Genomic DNA, 18,980 nt, shown 5'->3' on the forward strand with positions numbered 1-18,980 from the left:
CATGGCCGACCGTGTTGCGGTCATCGGTGGCGGCGTGATTGGACTCGAGGCGGCCCGCACCCTCGCAGAACAGGAGATTTCCGTCACGCTGTTCGAGGCAGACGAACTCGGTGGGCGCGCTTCGGGCCGGGCCGCAGGGCTGTGTTACGACGCCTACGCCGACCCGCGAGACGCGAGGATTGCTGCGGAGTCTCTGACGTATTTCCGTGAGCAGGACCTGCTAACCGACTGTCCGTACCTGTGGTTCGCCCGCGAGGACGGCGAGACTGCCGACGCTATCGAGACCCAGGCCCGGCGGATGGCCGACCACGGCCGCGATGTCGAGCGCCTCGATGGCCCGGCAGTCGGGGAGCGATTTCCGGGTTTGGTCGCCGACGATATCGAAACTGCGGCCGTCGCACACAACGCTGGCTACATCGACCCCGAGGCGTACGTCGACCATCTGGCGGACCGTGTGCGAACCGCAAGGGTCGATGTTCGCACCGACGTGGGAGCGACGGTGACCGACGCTGGTGCCGTCCGGGCTGGAGGGTCGGTCCGAGAGTACGACGCCGTACTCGTCGCTGCCGGCGCGGGCACGGCGGCGGCGCTCCCGACCCGTGACCTCGCGCTCGGACTCTACCGGACGCAGGCGCTGGTCGCCGGCCCCGTCGACGACGATATTCCGATGTACTACGACGCCTCTACCGAGCGGTATGCCCGACCACTGGAGGGCGGTGTCCTTGCCGGTGACGGCTCCGAGATGTACGACGGCGACCCCGACACGTACGATGGAACCACGGACGAGCAGTTTCTGACGACTCGGTTGGCGGGGCTCGGGGAACGGCTGAAAACAGACGTTGAACTGGACCGGTCGTGGTCTGGGCTCTGCACGGCGACGCCTGACCGTGACCCGCTCCTTGGTCACCTCCACTCCGAGGTGTATGTCGCGACGGGGATGTGCGGTCACGGGTTGATGCGCTCGCCTGCACTGGGCCGAGCAATCGCCGAACAGATACTGGGCGGTGACCCAGTCGAGGGATTCGACCCGACTCGTTTCGACGGCACGGAATCCGCTTCACTCCCAGTAGGCGTTACTGAGTAAGTCCAGTTAACCCTCAAACTCTCTCTGAAGGGCTATCAGTATCGATAACTGCACCAGGGAACGGGGATAAACCTGCTATGAATTTGACAGTCACTAAGTGCTGGTAGAGTGCGTATAGTGACAACGCTACTCACGGGCCGGGGAGCCTGTGGGGGGGTGTGCACGCAATGACAGAGCAAACCAGCAACCAGTCTGGGGTATCAGGGAGTGAAATCGACCGACGAACTGTGCTACAGTCGACAGCAACGGCTGCTGCCGTTGCGGCCGGCGGCGTTGGCGTCTCTGGCACTGCGAGTGCTAGTACGACCACGAGCGTCTCTTTCGAGCGGATGACTATCGAGTCCTACGACGGGACGGAACTGGGCGCGACGCTGTACGTGCCTGCCGAGTCCGGCCCGCGCCCATCCGTGCTGATGACTCACGGCTGGGGTGCGTTCCGGCAGAGTCCAATCACTGTGCCGAAAGCGATGGAGTACGCGAAAGACGGCTACGCCGTGCTAACCTACGACTCGCGAGGATTCAGCTCCTCCGAGGGAACTGTCGGGTTGAATGGGCCGCGAGAAACCAAAGACGCCCAGCGACTGATCGACTTTCTTGCCAACGAGACTGGGCAGTACGGTGTCGATGTGGCGCTGGACGGGCCAGACAACCCGCGTGTCGGGATGGACGGCATCTCCTACGCGGGCGGGATCCAGTTTCAGGTCGCCGCTGCCGACGACCGACTCAATGCGATGGTGCCGCGAATAACGTGGAATGACCTCGAATACTCGCTGGCTCCCAACGGCGTCGTCAAATCTGGCTGGCTCACCGCGCTTCTGGGACTCGGTGAGGTGAACACGCTATTCGACGGCGACGCACAGGTGACCGACAAACTTACCGAGTGGTATACCGACGCCATTGCAGACAACGAGGTTCCGGACGACGCACTGCGGGCCTTCGAGCAACGCTCTGTCGCGGACAAGTCCAACATCGACACCCCGACGTTTTTGATGCAGGGCTGGACCGACTCGCTGTTCAACCCGACCGAGGCACTCCGAACCTACCGCCAGCTGCAGGACGCCGGCACCGAGAGCCGACTGCTGTTCTACGAGGGGGGCCACGACCTGAGCGAGCTCACCGTCGAGTTCTCCGACCGTGGCCGGATGAACGACCACGCTGTCCGGTGGATGGACCAGCACGTCCGCGGGCAGAACACCGAGGTAGCGCAGGTCTCGAACTACCTCGACCAGCGTGACCGCTGGCGCGAGGACGAGCAGTTCCCGCCAGCCGACACCTCTTTCGAAACATACGAACTCGCGAACGGTGGCGAGGGGGCGAGCGCAGAGATTGAACAAGGCTGGGCCTGGTTCACTGACGAGGCAGTCACCTACGAGTGGAGCGCCGACGAAGATATCGAACTGATTGGCGAACCCGAAATCGAACTGAGTGTCGACGTGGAGGGCCCGGAAGCACGGCTATTCTTCGAGCTATTCCACGACGGCGACAACATCAACGGGATGGACCAGCCGATGCTGCTCGATGGCTCTGGGCGACACGAGGTCAGCGTTACCTACCCGGCCATCCAAGAGTTCGTGAATGAGGGCGACTCAATTGGACTGGAAGTCAGCGTCACGAACACGTGGTACCTCGACTCACGCACCTCCGACGGTACGACTATCGACGCGACCAACTCGCGACTACACCTTCCACAGCGACCTGACGGAAACGCGCCGGAAGAAGATGAGGACGAAGAAGACGACGACTGTTGGTGGTTCTGTTAACAACGTAATCTCTACTCCCGAATTGGCCACCGCAATCAATGCGAATCCGAACTGGAATTTCCGCTGGAAAGGGACAGCTATTTTGCCGAGGGTGGCTCCCTCTGTAGCATGCGACTCGAAGACAAGACAGCGCTTATCACGGGTGCAGCATCGGGAATCGGCGAAGCAACGGCACTACGATTCGCAGAAGAAGGTGCCGAGGTCATCGTAACCGACATCAACAGCGAGGAAGGCCCAAAGATTGCCAACGAAATCAACGAGGCCGGCGGTGACGCGACCTTTTACGAACTGGACGTAACCGACGAACAGCGGTTCGACGAACTCGCCGAAGAAGTCTACGAGAACCACGGTCTCGATATTCTGGTCAATAACGCCGGAACGGGCCACCCCTCTGCCTACGTCGAAGATACCGATACCTCGATGCGTGATTTCGTGATGGATGTCAACATCAAGGGCGTCTGGAACGGCTGTCACGCAGCGCTGCCACACATGAAAGAGCAGGAGTCGGGCTCGATTGTCAACGTTGGCTCGCTCGCCAGTATTTTTGGCCTCCCCAAACAGGCCGCCTACTCGCTGAGCAAGGGCGCAGTGCTGAACTTCACCCGAGCGGTCGCGTCCGAGGCAGGACCGAAAGGTGTCCGTGCAAATACGGTCTGTCCGGGCTTCACCGACACGCCGTTACTCGACCAGTTCCTCGCGGCAGCCGACGACCCAGAACAAGCACGCGAGAAACTCCGTCAAGACTACCCGCTTGGCCGACTCGGCGAACCCGAGGAAATTGCGAACTGTATCCTGTTTCTCGCCAGTGACGAAGCGTCGTGGGTGACGGGCCACGGGCTCGTCGTCGATGGTGGATATCGGACGAGTTAAGGGCGCCCGCCGCTCGAAATGTCTGCGGAGAAATTAGCTAATGAACTCGTTGTTTCGCCAGTCGACCGCGTCCTCTTCGTCTGCGTCGCCGGGGTCCTCGACGACAGTGACCGACGCTGGGCGTCGTTCGCCATCGACAATCTGGACGGCTTCGATGTCGTCCTCAGTTGCGGCAACGGCAGTGAGCGTTCCTTTCTCTGCTCGGCTCGCGATCTGACAGAGTACCAGGAACATCTCGTACTGGAGTGCCGTGTTCTGGAGTACCGTCTCGCGGTCGCCTTTGAAACAGGCGTATTCGACGAGTTCAGATTCTATTTCTTCTTCCTCTTCGAGTGCACCCCACTGCGGACCGCCGCCGGGCGAGGGGCCGCCGGGCCCTGCCTCCGGGTCTTCCTCGTAGACGCGGTTTTCGGTTACGCTGGCCTTCAGCTGGGCCGTTGGGGTGTACTTGCTAATACTATCATCATCTGGCACCGCGCTGATGATGAGTGTATTATTCCGTCGTGTGATGTCAACATCCTCGATTCCGTCCGGCAACTCCGGGTCCTCGAAATACTCGTGGACGTCCTCGAGCGGGAGTTCCAGTGTCGAGTGAAGTCTGTATACGCGGCTGGTCATAGTTTGAGGAGTTCGAGTTCGGTCGTCAGCCCTGCACTGGCGCCGACTGTTCACTCGCCTCTACGGACCCCACCCATATAGGACCTACTCTTCGAGCGCGGGGAATCCGTCCCCTCGTCGTGGCTTGGGAGAAAAAATACCGTAATTGACGCGTCCCGTGTTGTTTCGTAACGCAAAAACCAGTCAGTCGTCGGCGTCTGCCGGGGCAGTGCCGTCGTCGCTCGCCAGATGGTCCGATTCGATGCTCGGTGGGTACTGTCCACGGTCGAGTTCGAGGTCAGACTGGGGTCGGGCCATGCAGGTCAGTGCATAGTTCTCGCGCTCCTCCTCGGTCAGCCCACGGGCGGCGGGTTGGGTCACATCGCCGGACTCGATTTTCGCCGAACAGGCCAGACACATCCCGACACGGCAGGAGTACTCCTGTGCGATTCCTTCCTCGATACAGCGGCTGAGAATCGTCTCTTTGTCCGAGACTGTGATGGACTCGCCTGTCCCGACGAACTCGACGGTGTACTCTGTCATATCCACTGCTTCGGCGGTCGGTGACTAAATTCTTTATCAATACGGTGACCAGACGCGGCCGACAGAATCACGCCCCTTCAGTTACGCCAGTGACCTCCATAAGTGGGTAGCCCTCTTCGAGATGCATCGCCGTCGTGACGATGACGCCCTCATAGTTGATTTCCATCTCGACAGTCATGAACTCACCAGTGAGTTCGGTGTATTCTGCTGTCCCTGCCGCGATCTCCTCGGCGAGTCTGTCGGTGTCGATGTCGACGCGGACTGTCTCGCAGTGTGGCTGGTTCTCGATTGCTTCCTCCATTGCCGCCGCGAGTGAGGCGGCGCTGTCAGGGCTGATCGGTGTGCCGGCGAACTGGTGATACAGTGAGCCAAACTTGATGCCTGCCTCGAAACACGCGTTCTCTGTCGCTGCGGGAGTGCGCTCGCTCATAGCAACTACTTGCACTCAGACGTTAACCGAGCGTCGGTCCCGGCAACAGACAAGTCCCAGTGGAGAACCGTATGCTACTTATTACTGCCAGTGTTTGTGAGAACTGAATGGACGAGCCGGTATTACTCACTGGAGCAGGCGGCCACGTCGGGCGGACTGTCCTGAATGGGCTGCGCGATAAGTACGATTGGCGGCTGATGTATCACAGCCAGCCAGCCCACGAACCAGAGTTCCCGTACTGGACCGGTGAGGTCGAGGACCACGAGGACGTTCGGCCAGCGATGGAAGACGTCAACGCTGTTATCCACCTCGCTGGGGACCCCCGCCCGGAAGCACCGTGGGAGAGTGTCCTCTCGAACAATATCGACGGCACACACACGGTCTATGAGTGTGCCATCGAGGCGGGCGTTGACAAGATGATTTTTGCCTCCTCGAACCACGCCGTCGGCGCAGCAGAAACTGACGAACGGACGCCAGAGCTGTACCGGGAACACGATGACTTCAGACTGGAGGGCGACGAGTTCCCTCGGCCCGGTAACCGCTACGGCATCAGTAAGGCCACTGGCGAGGTGATCGGCCGCTTTTTCCACGACGAACACGACATTTCTGTCTGTAACATCCGCATCGGCAACCTCAACGAAGACCACCCGCCAATCGACTACGAGCGCGGGCAGGCAATGTGGCTCTCGCCACGGGACTGTGCCCACATTCACGCGTGTGCGATAGAAGCTGACTACGGCTTCGAGATTGTCTACGGCATCTCCGACAACGACCGCAAGTACTACTCCCTTGAACGTGCGAAGAAGGCGCTTGGCTACGAGCCGATGGACAACTCTGCAGAGTGGGACGGCGACGAGCGAATCGACGGGCGCGAAGAATCCGTCAACGTCGGGTAACCGACGCCATATTCTCAAGCACTGCTAACAGTTCTTCTCGCAGCTGTGACCGTTGGTCCCCGCGCACTGTGGGTCCGAGTTCGAGCTGGAGTCCACCGCCAGCGGCGGCCAACCAGTTGGCGAAGTTGTCCGGGTGTGTCCCGGCGTACTGTCCCTTACCTGCCACACGAACCGGAGCGTCGAGACTGCTATCGAGTCGCTCAGCAACCCGTTCTTTGGTCTGGTCGTCCGTGCCGCCGCCGACGATGACCTCGTCGTCTGCCAGCCCGTGGATGCTCAGGACGTGTGCAAACCCACGGTCGGAGATGCGGCCGAGCAGTTCGTACTCCTCGGGCGAGAGGGCGGTTGATGGTGGGTGAAACCGGTCGAATGCACTCCCCTCGCCCTCGTGGCCGAACGTAGCCCAGCAGGTTGCGTCGTCGGTCGCGGTAGCCACCTCTACGGCGAGTTCCGCGGTTCCGGGTTCGACAGCGCCGCCGTGGCCAGCACAGACCAACGTTTCGTCGTTGTCGCCGTCGTCGTAGAGCAACTCGAGCAAGTGTGCGGTGTCGTCGACTTCGACTGGCTGTGTCGAGATGAACCGTCTGCTCACAGTGTCACATCGAGTGTGAACACAATAACGCTGTCTCCGGAACCAGTGTACTCAACTGACAGCGCTCGTAACGAGCGGTATGGTCACTGAAACAGTCGCCGTCCCGCAACCGGTCGTCCGATTCCCTATCGGACTGGTCGGTGGCGTGCTCGCGACGCTGGCGATGGACTTCGTGATGGCACGGCTGCCGGAAGGGACGACGCCGCCGTCTGTCGCTGCCGGCGTGCTCACCGAGACACATCCCGACGACGCGGCCCACCGACTCGCCACTGTTGCCCACTATCTGGCTGGCGTCGGCACGGGGTTGCTGTTCGTCTGGCTCTCGCTCGCGACCGAACTCGTTTTTGCCGGTCCGTCGCTGGCCACCGCCGCCCTGACCGGTGGTGTGCTCTATGTGCTAATGGTTGGCTTCTTTGTGGTCGTGCCGTTGCCGCGAGCGCCCGGACTGTCTGCCGACCGTCGCCGCACCACTGGACGTGACTGGGCTCTCTCTGCGGCTGGCTATCTGCTCGTTCTCGTTCCCGTCGTGACGCTCGGTAACCAGTTGCTCGCCTGAACGAAGTCGATAAACTGTTACTCCCCTGTCCATTTGACCAAACTGATGAAGCAACCGCCAAGCGAGACGCGCGAGGAATCGTCTTCGGACACAGATTCGACTGGCCCACGACTGGTGGGTGCGCTGTTCGTCCTGACTGGACTGGCCCACCTCGTCGTGCCGACTCTCCTGCTCGATCTGGCGAGTCGGAGCTACGAGACCATCCTGAACGTCGAATTCACCCCCGATTCCGGCGCGTCGACGCGCGTTCGAGCACTCGGCGTTGGACTGGTTGCTGCCGGAGCACACCTGCTCTATTACGACGGCGTGCTCCCAAAGAAAGACTGACAAGTTTGGCGAGTTCCGAGTCGAATCGTCCACTGTTGACCGTAATATAATTCAACGAGTACACCAACTATCGGTTCGAATGCCACGATCGTTTCACGTGGGCCTGCTCCAGCACGACCCGACCGTCGGCGACGTGGCCGACAACCTCGAGACACTTGTCAGTGAAATCGAGCAGGCCGCACAGGCGGGTGCAGACCTCGTCGTAACGCCGGAACTCGCCTTGCTTGGCTATCCGCCGCGAGACCTGCTGCACCGCAACGGCGTCCTTGCCGCAGAGGAAGCGGCCCTCGAAGAACTCGCAGCAGCCACCGCGGATGGACCGGCGGTGGTCGTCGGCGCTGCCGTCGACTCACCCTCCCCCACTGGCCCGCCGTTGCAGAACGGGGCCGTGGTGCTGGCCGATGGCGAACAGCAGGCCCGCTACGCCAAACGACTGCTCCCGACCTACGACATCTTCGACGAACACCGGTATTTCGAGCCCGGCGAGCAACCAGTCACGGTCGATATCGACGGCGTGTCGGTTGGGCTGAGTATCTGCGAGGACGCTTGGCACGACGCGTCGATAACTGGCAAGCGCCGCCACGGGACTGACCCACTGGCCGAACTGGCCGACGTTGGTGCTGACGTAATCGTAACGCTGTCGGCCAGCCCATTCAGCCTCGACAAACCCAGTCGCCGGGTGGAGCGATTCAGTGACCACGCCACGAACGCCGGCGTCCCTGTCGTCTTTGCCAACCAGGTCGGTGGCAACGACGACCTCATTTTCGACGGTAACTCGCTGGTCGTCGACGAGGCGGGAGAGGTCATCGAACGACTTCCCGCGTTCGAGGAGTCGACGGTGACTGTCGACCCCTTCCAGAACGGCGGAGACGAACCGACAATGCGTGACTCTCGCCCTGCGCAGGCCCACAATGCCCTCTCGCTCGGGTTGGCAGACTACATGGCGAAAACGGGCTTTTCGGACGTCGTTGTTGGAATGTCTGGAGGAATCGACTCGACAGTTGCGACGGTCCTCGCAGTCGACGCACTCGGTGCCGACCACGTCTACGGCGTCTCGCTTCCGAGTACCGTGACGAGTTCGGAGAGTATCGACGACGCCCGCGCAGTCGCGGAGAACCTCGGCATCGAGTTCGATGTCGTTCCCGTCGGTGGCGCTGTCGAAACGCTCGAATCCACTATCGAATCCGCAACGGAGGAAACCGTTACTGGACTGGCGGCCGAGAACATTCAGGCCCGCGCTCGTGGCGTGGTCCTGATGACACTCGCCAACGCTCGCGACGCGTTCGTTCTGACGCCTGACAACAAAAGCGAGGCCGCGGTCGGGTACTGCACACTATACGGTGACACCGTCGGCGCACTCGCGCCACTGGGCGACTGTTACAAAACGCTCGTCTACGACCTCGCAGAGTACTACAACGACAACCCACCAGTCGGCTCGGAGGCTGTGATTCCCGAGCGTGTTATCGACAAAGCCCCCACTGCGGAACTCAAAGAGGACCAGACAGACGCGGACGAACTGCCGCCGTACGACCAACTGGACCCGGTGCTGCGCTCGTATATCCACGGCCAGGCCCCGGGCTCGGACCTCCGGGCGGAGTATCCCGACTGGGTTGTTGAAGAGGCGCTGACGCGAATCGCTCGCTCGGAGTTCAAGCGCTGGCAGACGCCGCCGCCGTTGCGGATTACTGAGAAATCCTTCGACCGTGGCTGGAAGTACCCGATTGCGGCGAGCTACGAAGCTGTTATCGAATCCGAGCCAACTGATTGACCTGCACGTACAGTTTAATTTTGGCCGTCACGTGTGAGCGGCTTGCCACCCACCGTTTCATCGTAGCGGTGACAGGCGACCGGCCGACCGTCGACACGTGCCGCCGGTGACTCTCGTTCGCAGACCGTCTCAGTCACGGCTGCGAGCGTCTGGACGGCTGTCTCGACATCTCCGCCCACGACTGCGCCAGTTGCAGTCTCGACCGCCTTTGCAATCGACTCGTCACCAATGTGGTCGGGAATGGAGAAGTACTCGCGAACAGTACTCTTCGCCTCTGCCTCGGCCACTTCGTCTGGCAACTCTCCTGCCTGCAACGTGAATCGAAACTCCGCAACTGCCCGCCAGACTGACGTTGGAAGGTCGACACTGTCTGGCGGAATTAGCTCTGGACAGCGCGTGTGGAATCGACAGCCACCGGGTGGGTCGGCGGGGTCCGGGATTGTCTCTGTCAGCGGCCGTGCGAGTGTCCTCTCCGTCGGATCGAGGCTGGGCACTGACTCGAGCAACACCCGTGTGTAGGGATGAGCTGGCTCATCAAGCACCGTCGAAACGGCGCCGCGTTCGACAATTTCGCCGAGATACATCACCGCGACTCGGTCACAGAACAGGCGAACAACGTCGATATCGTGACTGATTAGCAACACTGCCACATCGTACTCTCGGCGGATTCGGTCGAGTAGCGCCAGCACATCAGACTGGACACGACTATCAAGTGCGCTTGTTGGCTCGTCGGCAATGATGACATCTGGGTTTGTAACCAGCGAACGAGCAATCGCAATGCGCTGTTTTTCGCCGCCTGAAAACTCGTGGGGATACCGACTCGTGTCCGCCGCCGATAAGCCAACGCGTTCGAGCAAGTCCTCGACGATAGCCTCACGACGGTCGTGGTCAGAGAGTCCGTGTAATCGTAACGGCTCGGCGACAGCCTCGCCGATAGTCATCCGGGGGCTGAATGCCTCGTTAGGGTCCTGGACAATAAGTTGCACCCGACGCTGAAAGGAGCGTAACTCCTCACCGGTGAGTTCTGAGACCGGCGAACCCTCAAATCGGACTTCGCCCTCAGTCGCCTCCTCTAGTTGCAAAATCGTCCGTGCAACCGTGGACTTGCCGCTGCCTGACTCGCCGACAAGGCCGAGTGCTTCGCCAGTCTCGATACTGAATGAGACGCCGTCAACGGCCCGGACACGACCAACCTCTCGCTGCAGCCAACCTTCTCGGATAATGTAATGGGTCTTCAATTCATCCACCGTGAGGAGTGGGTCAGTGGAGTCACTCATCGTCGGACCCTCTGTTGGCTCCGTTTGAGCCTGATTCACCAGTACCCATCGTCGCGGCGATTCGGTCGGCGTTGTCCAGTATCTCGTTGGGGTTGCCGTCGCCGTAATGTACACAGGACACGCTATGCTCGCTGGTGGTCGCTTCGACGGATTCGAATGGTGGTTGCTCACCGCCCTCACACCCGTCGACGGCGTACGGACAGCCCAGACGGAACCGGCAGCCGTCAGACGGAATTTGGTCACGGGCGTATCGGTGGGCCCGCTGAGAGAGACCATCGTAGCTCTCGAACAAGGTCTGCGTATAGGGGTGTGCTGGCGTCTCGAAAACCGATTCGACGGAGCCTCGCTCGACGATTGTTCCGCCGAACATCACCAGCACGCGGTCGGCCATCGAGGCCACAACTCTGAAATCGTGGGTCACGAGCAGGAGCGACATCCCCTCGCCGGTCAGCCTCCGCAGGAGTTCGATGAGCCGGGCCTGTACTGTCACGTCGACGGCCGTCGTCGGTTCGTCTGCAATCAGCAGGTCGGGGTCGGCCGCCAGTGCGATGGCGATAGCGACGCGCTGTGCCATTCCACCAGAAAATTCGTGTGGATAGTCGTTAACACGGTTTTCGGCGTCGGGGATGCCCACTTTTCGCAACAACGAGACGGCTCGTTCACGGGCGTTGTCGGCGTTGCCGTGGAGTTCAATCGCCTCGATGATTTGGTCACCGACAGCGTAGACTGGGTCGAGTGCTTGCTGTGGATTTTGAAAGATGTGTGCGATTCGATTTCCTCTGATTTCTCGGAGCAGGCGCTGGTCTGCGTCTGCCAGTGACTCGCCATCGAATGTGATTGAGCCGTCGACGATTTCGGCCGGTGGTCTCGGCACAATTCCAGTCAGCGATTCGCAGGTGACGCTTTTACCACTGCCAGATTCACCGACGACACAGACTGTCTCACCCCGCTCAACCTCGAAACTTACACCGTCGACGGCGCGAACTGTTCTGTCCTCGGTTTCGATATGTGTTCGCAGGCCCTCAACGGTGAGCAACGAGTCCGAACTCATTGTTCACCCCGAGGGTCGAGCGCGTCCCGTAGCGTGTCGCCGACAACTTTCAGCGAGAGCATCGTCAGCGTCAGCGCCAGCGCAGGGAACGTCGACACCCACCAGATTTGGAACCCTGCAACATCCGGTCGTGCGATGTGTGACGAGGGAATCGATGCGTCGATAGATTGTCCGATGGTCTGGCCCCACGACTGGACACTGATATCGTAAAATCCCAGAAACGCCAGTCCAGCCTCATAGAACAACAACAGCGCCAGTACGTGTGTAATTGCCGGGAGCAGTGTGTTGGTGATATTCGGGACGATGTGTCGCTTCGCGATGTACGATTCCGAGGCACCCAGACTCCGCGCCACGGTGACGTGGCCCTGTCCTCGACGCTGGATGACTTCACTCCTGACGAGCCTTGCGAGTCCACCCCAACTGAGCAATCCGAATGCGACCAGAAACAGCAGCAACGACGCCCCACTAGCGACAGTGAGGAAGGCAACGAAATAAATCAAAATTGCAGGGATTGACAGCTGCAAATCGACGTACGTCAACAGGAGTTTGTCGAGTATCCCGCCGCGCAATCCAGCCGCGACGCCAACGATAGTCGCAATCGGAACGACCAGCAATCCGCCGATTGTGAGTACGTACAGCGCTGGCCGAGTCCCAGCAATCACGAGATGTTCGACCCGTTTACCGAGGCTGCCTGTACCGAGCGGGAATCGTAACGTCCCCCGGCAGACGCTCGTAAATCCTCGGTACTGTTCTGGACCCGCACACCCTCGGTGGACGTGACTAATCAACCCAGCCGGCGGATTGTAGTGGTAGCCAGGGTTCAGTAATACCTCCGGCAGCACAAACGGCGCGAGTATTCCGACAAGGACGAACATCCCGAGGTAGACAGCCGCGAATTTGGCGAGCCAACTCGAACGCAGTGCCCGGGCCACTCGTCGAACCTGCTCGCGGTTCTGAGCTGCCGGCACACCGATGTAGGACACAATAATCCCGACGGCGATCAAAAACAGCCATTCGAGCCGGTCAACGCTCCAGTCTGCGACGAGGTAGACGTGTGCAACTCTGCTGTCGTACAGATATAACAGAGCAACGACGACGAGCCAGGCCGCCAGCAGCGCTCGTGCCGGGGTCAGGATCTGTCTCGATCTCTCGACTTGCTCCCAGTCGACTGACTCGAACTGTGGCGTGTCCTGACTCTCACTCATTGCAGTCGGTTGCTGATTTTTTGCAACGGAAACATCTGGGATACTATGCGCAGGTTATGTCTGATATATCTCTCGTATGTATAAAACCCGGCCCAGAGACAAACAGTCAGTAACACGGCCTGTAGATTTATGTATTAAAAGCCAGAATCGTCTGGAAACAGTGTTCTGGTTCCGTTGAACGAACAATTCTGACAGATGAAGGCACTCAAAATCGTCACCAAGCGTCTGGTCACCGGCCTCATCACTGCGTGGTCAGTTCTGACAGTCGTGTTTCTGGCGTTTACTGCCACGAACAACTGGGTTGCGGACCGAATTGCTGGCGGTATTATCTTTGCAGCAGGCCCCGGTGGCAACGTCGAGGAAGCCAACGAACAGGCGAACAGAGCAGTACAGGAGTATCTGGCAGCGCGTGATCTCGACCGCCCACTGGAGGATATTTACATCGACTGGATGGGCAATATGCTGACGCTAAATTGGGGGAACTCGTTCGAGACAGGAGACGCAGTGTTTCCACTCATCACTGGCGCGGTAGCCAGAACGGCACTGTACGTCGTTCCAGCGGTGGTCTTGGCAATTGCCATCGGGACGACCATCGGAATGTACGCTGCGCTGTATCCAGAGAGTCGGGTTAGTAATCTGAGCCGTGCTGGTGCCTATCTCTTCTTTGCACTCCCCAGTTTCTGGGTCGGTGGGCTGTTGCTCGGCGCTGCAGAGCAGGGAGTAATTGGACACTCCCCGTTTGTATTCGAGTATATCGTCCCCGTGTTGCTGGTGACGATGACGCTGCTCGGCGGATACGTCAGTTACTCCCGGGCGTACGCGCTCGAACACGTCTCGGCGGATTTCGTCACGCTCGTTCGGGCGAAAGGCGCCGGCCCGGTGGTAGTCGCACGCCACGTCGCCAGAAATGCTGTTATCCCGCTGTTTTCGATGCTGTTCACCGAGGTTATCGGCCTGCTTGTGTTGAGCATCTTCTTGATTGAAATTGTGTTTGGAATCGAAGGATTCGGTCTGGTGTTCTTCAAAGCGATTAATGTTCGGGACTTGCCGGTGTTACTCGGCGGTACAGTCGTGTTGATTTTTGTTGGCGTATTCGGGAACGTAATTCAGGACCTTTCCTACCAGTATCTTGACCCGCGCATCGATAACGAGTGATGATGGAGGAACAAGAACAGGTGGCGAACGACCAACGGGAGTGCTCACGGGTCACTTCGTTCCCCGTTCGCTTTTCGAGACGCTCACTTTGTTCGCGTCGCGCATGCGCCGGCCGGGAGTTCACCGAACAGCGTGAGGTGAACGTCGACTGACGGAGTCAGTCGGGAGTCCTGCGAGCAAAGCGAGCAGGACAACGGGCGGCAAACGACCAACGGGAGCGCTCACGGGTCACTCCGTTCCCCGTTCGCAGAATCGAGACGCTCACTGGCGTTCGCGTCTCGCATGCGCCGGCCGGGAATTGAACCACGCGCAGACGTGCTCACTTCGCTGCGCGCGACTGCTCTACTTCAATTCCCGGCTGCTCGTACACGACACTCACTGGCGTTCGTGTCGGTACTGCGCCGGCCGGGAATTGAACCCGGGCTATGAGCTTGGGAAGCTCATGTCCTACCACTAGACCACCGGCGCACGTCGCTCACGTCGTTCACTCGTGCCCCGTAGTTCGACGAACTGCGTTCGTCTCACCACCGGCGCTCACTCGCTTCGCTCGTTCGCGCCGAGGCTCGCAAATCCCAACGGATTTGCTCACCACCGGCGCACGTCGCTCTTTGAGGCAAATATATCTATATCACTGCTTCGCTTATGCTTTTCTCTTCAGTCAAACACAGCCTACTTTTTGTAACGGACTCCCAAGGAACAACTATGCCTGAAATTGCCAGCGCAGACACGCCACTGAATTTGAGACTCTCCGAGGCTGAACTCGAAACGCACCGCGAGCACATCACCGCGTTCATCACCGAACAGTACGAGGCTGCGGGTGCAGACGTGGCCGTCATCGCACTCTCAGGCGGTATCGACAGTACGCTCACGGCCTACCTCGCCGTCGAAGCACTCGGGAGTGGAGCGGTCTACGGCCTCGTCCTTCCGAGCACCATCAATTCCAAAGAGAACACCAGCGATGGCGAGCGCGTCGCGAAGGACCTCCTCGATATCGAGTACGACGTCATCGAAATTGACCCGCTGGTGGAGGCTGTCCTCGACGCGAATCCACACGTCAGCGCCGGTGAGCAGCCAGACGACACGACCCAAACAGCAGTCGGGAATCTCCGCGCCAGACTCCGTGCCGTCGTTGGATACTTCGAGGCAAACCGCCGGAACGGCCTCGTCCTCGGGACTGGCAACCGCAGCGAGGCCGCTGTTGGCTACTTCACAAAGTACGGCGACGGCGCTGTCGACTGCCATCCTATCGCGAATCTCTACAAAGGACAGGTCCGCCAGCTTGCCCGCCACGTCGGCGTGCCTGAAGACCTGGCAAGCAAAACAGCAACCGCCGAACTCTGGGCTGACCAGACCGACGAGGCCGAACTCGGCGTTGAGTACGAGACACTCGATTCGATTCTGGCGCTACACATCGACGGCCCACTTTCGACGACAGCGACCGCTCGTGAACTCGGTGTACGCGAGGCTGTCGTAGAAAACGTCAGAACAATACACGAGGCAAGTGCGCACAAGCGCCGCGCACCGCCCGGACCGCAGAACCGCTCGTTATAGGCGACCGACGTCTTCGACGGAGACGCTCTCTACTCCTTCGACGCCCTGGAAGGCTTCTTCGACAGCTTCCGTCCCACCGGATTCGTCGGGGACAATAACCGTCGGGATGAGCGCCGTCAGACCGAATGCGACTTCGTCACGGTCGAAGCCGTTGATTTTCGCGCCCTCCGGGAGGTTCTGCTCGAGTCGCTCCTGCAGTACGTCCAGATCGATCTCTGGGGACTGCGGCATGACCTTGATTGCGGCTGCTACTTTTCCCATTGTTATGGCCCCGTGAATCCACAGTCAGGACACTGATAGAGGTTGCTCTGTTTGCGACACGTTGCACAGCGGTGAATCTCGTGGTCACACTCTGGACACGCGAACGTCGCGGCGTTGGTGCCCGCGATGCGGATGCCACAGGAGACGCACTTCTGTGACTGGTCTGATTGACTCTTGCTCATGTAGAGCTATACCGCAGCCCCGGTTTTAACCCTTACCAAGTCCGTTGACCGCTCAGCGGGTCGTCGGATCACTCGGCTGGCCCGTCGGTAGTCGCTCAGTCTCGACGGCGGGTTCGACCGGTTCGTTTCGCTCCCAGTGATAGAATCCTTCACCCGTGCTTGCCCCTGTTTTGCCCTCTTCGACGAGTCGTTCGAGAATTGCTGGCGGCTCGAATCGCGGCCCGAGCGCCTCGGTGAGCGTCGACAGCGTTTCAAGTCGCTTGTCGAGTCCCACCCGGTCCGCCCTGGCGAGTGGTCCTTCGGGATACTTGTAACCTTCTTTGAGAATGGTATCGACGCCGTCGACACTTGCAGCGTCGTCTTCGACAGTCCGCATCGCTTCGGCTTCGATAGCCAACCGAACTCTCGCGGAGACAAGCCCTGGTGTGTCTCGGACGCGAATCGGCGTTGCACCGAGGTCTGAGACGAACGACTCTGCGCGTTCGACAGCCTCCTCGTCAGCGCCATCGGGAACAATCAGCTCGACCACTGCAGCCTCGGGGGCGTCGACGAAGTGCATGCCGAGCGCCCGGTCGGGATGGCGGAGTCCGGCCGCGGCGGCGGTCACCGAGACACCGGGCTGTGTGGTGACGATCAGCGTCTCTTGCTCGACGGCCGATTCAACCACTGCGAATCGCTCCTGAAGCGCCTCGGCCTCAGTTGTCGCTGTGTCGAAGACAACCTCAGCTCCAGCAGTGGCACTACTGAGGTCTGTCGTCGCTTCGAGCTGTGAGAGTGCTTCGTCTTTCCGACTCTCGGTAATGCGCCCGGACTCGACTGCGTTGATCAATACCCCTTCGATGTCGTCGACGCGGTCCATCGCCGCGGTTGCGTCGTCGGCCTGTAAACTAACGGCGGAACCTGCCTGTGCACACCGGACGGCGATATCCCGTCCTGTCGCCCCCGTCCCGAGCACTGCAACGTTCATACACCCTCTGAGCAACCCAAGCACTGTAAGCGTTTGTGGGCCGGGATGGCTACCCGTGCGGTGACACGTCCAGCGGGGCAGGCCCCAAACATAAAAGCACCTCCACAGAGAATGGTGCGGTAACTCGGTCGCACCGTTGCAGTCATCGAGTGATACCATGGAGCTCAGAGCATGAACAGTGTTGGAGCGGGCGTCCTCCTCGTTGAGTTTGGCGTCTTTCTCGTCGAAGACGACTCCACGTTGACATTTATTACCTTCCTCGGCGTGTCGTTACTCGCGGCACTCGGACTGCGATTCTCGTACTATGCGAACCGGAACATGCGCCAGTCCCGAATCGAATCCCAGCAACAGATCTGGGGCTACCTGCAGTTTATCGGCGCGCTCGGGGCCATCTACGCGCTAGTCTGGGTACTCGAAATCGTCACGTCGATTCGCATCACCCCAAAAAATGGGATCTGGCTCGCGATGATTTTCTTTCTCGTGCTCTCACTGCGCCAGATTTCGGTTACTGCGGCCGGCGGCGTTACCTCGAATATCACACAGATTGACCAAGCAGTACGACTGGGATTCATCGGTGGAATTGTGCTGTACAGTGCTCTGACGCTCATCACCGGAGAATCCACTATCACCGCACTCGTACAGGCACTCACTGGAATCGGATTTCTCGCCTACGGTGTCTTTTACTTCCAGCGACAGACCTCGAGTACGCGACTGCAGGGGACCATGCTCGATTCGCTGGTCAGACACCTGCTTCCGGTGCTGACCTTCGGTGCGCTCGTGAGTATCGTCGCACTCGCGATCCCACTGGGCACTGACCGGACAATCGTTCTTCACGTCCAGCTGGTCTTTCTCATTATGACCGCGACTGCGCTGATGACCGCAACGATCAAACTCCGACAGAATCTCGCTGGCCTCTAGTCCGACGCAGCCACGGCCCCGTCGATGTCGACAAGCTCGTCGACTGGTGGGACGTCTGCGTCCGCGTCGGCGATGATCTCGATACGCCGGGAAAGTTTGTCAGAAGCATACTCAACGAGTGGGTCCGGATTCATATTTTCGCCGAGGTCAGTCACCGTCCCCGCGACGAAGGGGAGCAGTTCTTGCAGGGTATCCTGAACGATTGCCTCGTCGACCGTCCCCTCCTGGACGTACTCCCGCACCTTCGACATCCCGAACCCGACATGGCGGCCCTCGTCGCTTCTGATTTTGGTGATACCATTGACCAGGCCCGGCAGTTCGGCGAACTGCTCGTCAGTTACCTCGTCACTGCCGCTGTCGGAAAACGAGGACTGGATGCCGTAGTAGCCAGTCTGTGCGAGTACCGACTCGATCGCCAGGTGGTAGTGACAGTACGCCTCGACACGATTTCTCGGCGTATCCTCGGTCAGTAGTCGGCTCATCGCCGCCTCAGTGCGCTCGAAGAGTTCGTTGTACTGGGCGTTGAAATACTGCTCGGCAGTCGGTGCGGTCCGCTCGAACCCGAGTTCCTCGGCCGCAGGGTCGATTACCTCCCGCCAGTAGCGGTCGAAAAATTTGGTGTGTTTGGCCTCCTCGTAAATCTGGCTGGAGAGGAACATCTGGTCGTTGATATCCTCGGTGACCTGTGCCAGTGGCATCAGGTCCTCCGTAACTGATTCCTCTCCCGCGCCGAACCGAGCGACGGTCCGGCGCAGTGCCTCGAACGCTGGCTCTTCGGGATTCCACTCGACCAACCGGTCGTGGTCAGTATCCAGCCCCTCAATTGCCCCCGGGTCCCAGTGACGGTACACCGCGTTCGTGAAGTACTCCTGTGACAGTGCGTCGTCGTCAAGTTGCATCCCCAAACGGTCGTCTGTGGACATCACCTGTATTGACACGCTTCAGCCACCTCGGTATACTGCCGCGTATTGACTGTTCATTTAAGAGCCC

21 protein-coding genes and 1 tRNA gene are annotated in these 18,980 nt (G+C 59.9%); 10 read left to right on the forward strand and 12 right to left on the reverse strand.

Going from position 1 to position 18,980, the window contains the following annotated elements; genetic code table 11:
• Position 1: 1 nt before the first annotated feature.
• The 3 genes from ACMGFM_RS03660 to ACMGFM_RS03670 all read left to right on the forward strand — a co-directional run bounded on the left by ACMGFM_RS03660 (position 2) and on the right by ACMGFM_RS03670 (position 3,714).
• Positions 2-1,084: an NAD(P)/FAD-dependent oxidoreductase gene (locus ACMGFM_RS03660; protein ID WP_436901082.1), complete on the forward strand. Its 1,083-nt coding sequence runs from the start codon at positions 2-4 to the stop codon at positions 1,082-1,084.
• A gap of 167 nt (positions 1,085-1,251) precedes the next feature.
• Positions 1,252-2,844, forward strand: coding sequence for a CocE/NonD family hydrolase (locus ACMGFM_RS03665; RefSeq protein ID WP_436901084.1), 1,593 nt, complete (start codon positions 1,252-1,254; stop codon positions 2,842-2,844).
• 108 nt (positions 2,845-2,952) lie between these two features.
• Positions 2,953-3,714 (forward strand): SDR family NAD(P)-dependent oxidoreductase, encoded by a 762-nt coding sequence (locus ACMGFM_RS03670; RefSeq protein WP_436901085.1) that lies wholly within the window; start codon positions 2,953-2,955, stop codon positions 3,712-3,714.
• Between the two features lie 33 nt (positions 3,715-3,747).
• Here the strand turns inward: ACMGFM_RS03670 and ACMGFM_RS03675 are convergent, their stop codons facing one another.
• From ACMGFM_RS03675 to ACMGFM_RS03685, 3 genes are all read right to left on the reverse strand, one after another.
• A complete protein-coding gene (locus ACMGFM_RS03675) occupies positions 3,748-4,332 on the reverse strand; it encodes a DUF7110 family protein (RefSeq protein WP_436901087.1) in 585 nt (194 codons plus the stop codon).
• 183 nt (positions 4,333-4,515) lie between these two features.
• Positions 4,516-4,854 (reverse strand): 2Fe-2S iron-sulfur cluster-binding protein, encoded by a 339-nt coding sequence (locus tag ACMGFM_RS03680; RefSeq protein WP_436901089.1) that lies wholly within the window; start codon positions 4,852-4,854, stop codon positions 4,516-4,518.
• Between the two features lie 67 nt (positions 4,855-4,921).
• Positions 4,922-5,284, reverse strand: coding sequence for a dihydroneopterin aldolase family protein (locus ACMGFM_RS03685; RefSeq protein ID WP_436901090.1), 363 nt, complete (start codon positions 5,282-5,284; stop codon positions 4,922-4,924).
• A 107-nt stretch (positions 5,285-5,391) separates the two neighbouring features.
• On the opposite strand from ACMGFM_RS03685, the gene azf reads away from it, so the two are divergent.
• Positions 5,392-6,180, forward strand: a complete 789-nt coding sequence (azf, locus tag ACMGFM_RS03690) for an NAD-dependent glucose-6-phosphate dehydrogenase Azf (RefSeq protein WP_436901091.1) — start codon at positions 5,392-5,394, stop codon at positions 6,178-6,180.
• On the opposite strand, the gene ACMGFM_RS03695 is transcribed toward azf, so the two are convergent.
• The gene (locus ACMGFM_RS03695; protein WP_436901093.1) at positions 6,167-6,772 is read right to left on the reverse strand and encodes a poly-gamma-glutamate hydrolase family protein; all 606 of its coding nucleotides are present in this window, start codon (positions 6,770-6,772) and stop codon (positions 6,167-6,169) included. The two genes, azf and ACMGFM_RS03695, sit on opposite strands and share 14 nt — an antisense overlap.
• 79 nt (positions 6,773-6,851) lie before the next feature.
• Between ACMGFM_RS03695 and ACMGFM_RS03700 the strand changes: the two genes are divergently transcribed.
• The 3 genes from ACMGFM_RS03700 (at position 6,852) to ACMGFM_RS03710 (ending at position 9,423) form a co-directional block, all read left to right on the forward strand.
• A complete protein-coding gene (locus ACMGFM_RS03700) occupies positions 6,852-7,328 on the forward strand; it encodes a hypothetical protein (RefSeq protein WP_436901095.1) in 477 nt (158 codons plus the stop codon).
• Between the two features lie 45 nt (positions 7,329-7,373).
• The gene (locus tag ACMGFM_RS03705; RefSeq protein ID WP_436901096.1) at positions 7,374-7,655 is read left to right on the forward strand and encodes a hypothetical protein; all 282 of its coding nucleotides are present in this window, start codon (positions 7,374-7,376) and stop codon (positions 7,653-7,655) included.
• A 79-nt stretch (positions 7,656-7,734) separates the two neighbouring features.
• Complete coding sequence (locus ACMGFM_RS03710) at positions 7,735-9,423, forward strand: NAD+ synthase (protein WP_436901097.1); 1,689 nt, start codon at positions 7,735-7,737, stop codon at positions 9,421-9,423.
• A 14-nt stretch (positions 9,424-9,437) separates the two neighbouring features.
• Here the strand turns inward: ACMGFM_RS03710 and ACMGFM_RS03715 are convergent, their stop codons facing one another.
• The 3 genes from ACMGFM_RS03715 to ACMGFM_RS03725 are packed head-to-tail and all read right to left on the reverse strand — an operon-like array spanning position 9,438 to position 12,956.
• Positions 9,438-10,700 carry an oligopeptide/dipeptide ABC transporter ATP-binding protein gene (locus ACMGFM_RS03715; RefSeq protein WP_436901098.1) on the reverse strand — a complete coding sequence of 421 codons (1,263 nt, stop codon included), beginning with the start codon at positions 10,698-10,700 and terminating at the stop codon, positions 9,438-9,440.
• Positions 10,693-11,751 carry an ABC transporter ATP-binding protein gene (locus ACMGFM_RS03720; protein WP_436901099.1) on the reverse strand — a complete coding sequence of 353 codons (1,059 nt, stop codon included), beginning with the start codon at positions 11,749-11,751 and terminating at the stop codon, positions 10,693-10,695. The genes ACMGFM_RS03715 and ACMGFM_RS03720 overlap by 8 nt, the downstream gene beginning before the upstream one ends.
• Entirely contained in the window at positions 11,748-12,956 is a 1,209-nt protein-coding gene (locus tag ACMGFM_RS03725) for an ABC transporter permease (protein ID WP_436901100.1), read from the reverse strand. Before ACMGFM_RS03725 ends, ACMGFM_RS03720 begins: the two co-directional genes overlap by 4 nt.
• A gap of 195 nt (positions 12,957-13,151) precedes the next feature.
• Here ACMGFM_RS03725 and ACMGFM_RS03730 point away from each other — a divergent pair, with 195 nt between their 5' ends.
• Positions 13,152-14,111, forward strand: a complete 960-nt coding sequence (locus ACMGFM_RS03730) for an ABC transporter permease (protein WP_436901101.1) — start codon at positions 13,152-13,154, stop codon at positions 14,109-14,111.
• A 397-nt stretch (positions 14,112-14,508) separates the two neighbouring features.
• On the opposite strand, the gene ACMGFM_RS03735 is transcribed toward ACMGFM_RS03730, so the two are convergent.
• Positions 14,509-14,579: transfer RNA gene (locus ACMGFM_RS03735), tRNA-Gly, on the reverse strand.
• Positions 14,580-14,813: 234 nt separating this feature from the next.
• On the opposite strand from ACMGFM_RS03735, the gene ACMGFM_RS03740 reads away from it, so the two are divergent.
• On the forward strand, positions 14,814-15,662 hold the full coding sequence (locus ACMGFM_RS03740) for an NAD+ synthase (protein ID WP_436901102.1): 849 nt from the start codon (positions 14,814-14,816) through the stop codon (positions 15,660-15,662).
• Here ACMGFM_RS03740 and ACMGFM_RS03745 read toward each other — a convergent pair.
• From ACMGFM_RS03745 to ACMGFM_RS03755, 3 genes are read right to left on the reverse strand one after another with little or no spacing between them, the layout of a single operon-like run.
• Positions 15,657-15,923 (reverse strand): elongation factor 1-beta, encoded by a 267-nt coding sequence (locus ACMGFM_RS03745; RefSeq protein ID WP_299277745.1) that lies wholly within the window; start codon positions 15,921-15,923, stop codon positions 15,657-15,659. The genes ACMGFM_RS03740 and ACMGFM_RS03745 overlap by 6 nt on opposite strands.
• A 2-nt stretch (positions 15,924-15,925) precedes the next feature.
• Complete coding sequence (locus ACMGFM_RS03750) at positions 15,926-16,105, reverse strand: HVO_2753 family zinc finger protein (protein ID WP_436901103.1); 180 nt, start codon at positions 16,103-16,105, stop codon at positions 15,926-15,928.
• A gap of 52 nt (positions 16,106-16,157) precedes the next feature.
• On the reverse strand, positions 16,158-17,072 hold the full coding sequence (locus ACMGFM_RS03755) for a 3-hydroxyacyl-CoA dehydrogenase family protein (protein WP_436901104.1): 915 nt from the start codon (positions 17,070-17,072) through the stop codon (positions 16,158-16,160).
• Between the two features lie 171 nt (positions 17,073-17,243).
• On the opposite strand from ACMGFM_RS03755, the gene ACMGFM_RS03760 reads away from it, so the two are divergent.
• The gene (locus tag ACMGFM_RS03760) at positions 17,244-17,990 is read left to right on the forward strand and encodes a hypothetical protein (protein WP_436901105.1); all 747 of its coding nucleotides are present in this window, start codon (positions 17,244-17,246) and stop codon (positions 17,988-17,990) included.
• On the opposite strand, the gene ACMGFM_RS03765 is transcribed toward ACMGFM_RS03760, so the two are convergent.
• Complete coding sequence (locus ACMGFM_RS03765) at positions 17,987-18,928, reverse strand: ferritin family protein (protein WP_436901106.1); 942 nt, start codon at positions 18,926-18,928, stop codon at positions 17,987-17,989. The two genes, ACMGFM_RS03760 and ACMGFM_RS03765, sit on opposite strands and share 4 nt — an antisense overlap.
• Positions 18,929-18,980 lie beyond the last annotated feature (52 nt).

The sequence above is a fragment of the Halovenus halobia genome (genome assembly GCF_051414135.1).
GTDB classification, from domain to species: domain Archaea; phylum Halobacteriota; class Halobacteria; order Halobacteriales; family Haloarculaceae; genus Halovenus; species Halovenus halobia.

What these genes read in the sequence shown, in the direction of transcription:
- ACMGFM_RS03755 (WP_436901104.1), bottom strand. Translation starts at nt 17,072, where the DNA reads ATGAACGTTGCAGTGCTCGGGACGGGGGCGACAGGACGGGATATCGCC.
- ACMGFM_RS03715 (WP_436901098.1), bottom strand. Translation starts at nt 10,700, where the DNA reads ATGAGTGACTCCACTGACCCACTCCTCACGGTGGATGAATTGAAGACC.
- azf (WP_436901091.1), top strand. Translation starts at nt 5,392, where the DNA reads ATGGACGAGCCGGTATTACTCACTGGAGCAGGCGGCCACGTCGGGCGG.
- ACMGFM_RS03665 (WP_436901084.1), top strand. Translation starts at nt 1,252, where the DNA reads ATGACAGAGCAAACCAGCAACCAGTCTGGGGTATCAGGGAGTGAAATC.
- ACMGFM_RS03685 (WP_436901090.1), bottom strand. Translation starts at nt 5,284, where the DNA reads ATGAGCGAGCGCACTCCCGCAGCGACAGAGAACGCGTGTTTCGAGGCA.
- ACMGFM_RS03750 (WP_436901103.1), bottom strand. Translation starts at nt 16,105, where the DNA reads ATGAGCAAGAGTCAATCAGACCAGTCACAGAAGTGCGTCTCCTGTGGC.
- ACMGFM_RS03720 (WP_436901099.1), bottom strand. Translation starts at nt 11,751, where the DNA reads ATGAGTTCGGACTCGTTGCTCACCGTTGAGGGCCTGCGAACACATATC.
- ACMGFM_RS03740 (WP_436901102.1), top strand. Translation starts at nt 14,814, where the DNA reads ATGCCTGAAATTGCCAGCGCAGACACGCCACTGAATTTGAGACTCTCC.
- ACMGFM_RS03730 (WP_436901101.1), top strand. Translation starts at nt 13,152, where the DNA reads ATGAAGGCACTCAAAATCGTCACCAAGCGTCTGGTCACCGGCCTCATC.
- ACMGFM_RS03705 (WP_436901096.1), top strand. Translation starts at nt 7,374, where the DNA reads ATGAAGCAACCGCCAAGCGAGACGCGCGAGGAATCGTCTTCGGACACA.
- ACMGFM_RS03660 (WP_436901082.1), top strand. Translation starts at nt 2, where the DNA reads ATGGCCGACCGTGTTGCGGTCATCGGTGGCGGCGTGATTGGACTCGAG.
- ACMGFM_RS03670 (WP_436901085.1), top strand. Translation starts at nt 2,953, where the DNA reads ATGCGACTCGAAGACAAGACAGCGCTTATCACGGGTGCAGCATCGGGA.
- ACMGFM_RS03760 (WP_436901105.1), top strand. Translation starts at nt 17,244, where the DNA reads ATGAACAGTGTTGGAGCGGGCGTCCTCCTCGTTGAGTTTGGCGTCTTT.
- ACMGFM_RS03725 (WP_436901100.1), bottom strand. Translation starts at nt 12,956, where the DNA reads ATGAGTGAGAGTCAGGACACGCCACAGTTCGAGTCAGTCGACTGGGAG.
- ACMGFM_RS03745 (WP_299277745.1), bottom strand. Translation starts at nt 15,923, where the DNA reads ATGGGAAAAGTAGCAGCCGCAATCAAGGTCATGCCGCAGTCCCCAGAG.
- ACMGFM_RS03700 (WP_436901095.1), top strand. Translation starts at nt 6,852, where the DNA reads ATGGTCACTGAAACAGTCGCCGTCCCGCAACCGGTCGTCCGATTCCCT.
- ACMGFM_RS03680 (WP_436901089.1), bottom strand. Translation starts at nt 4,854, where the DNA reads ATGACAGAGTACACCGTCGAGTTCGTCGGGACAGGCGAGTCCATCACA.
- ACMGFM_RS03675 (WP_436901087.1), bottom strand. Translation starts at nt 4,332, where the DNA reads ATGACCAGCCGCGTATACAGACTTCACTCGACACTGGAACTCCCGCTC.
- ACMGFM_RS03710 (WP_436901097.1), top strand. Translation starts at nt 7,735, where the DNA reads ATGCCACGATCGTTTCACGTGGGCCTGCTCCAGCACGACCCGACCGTC.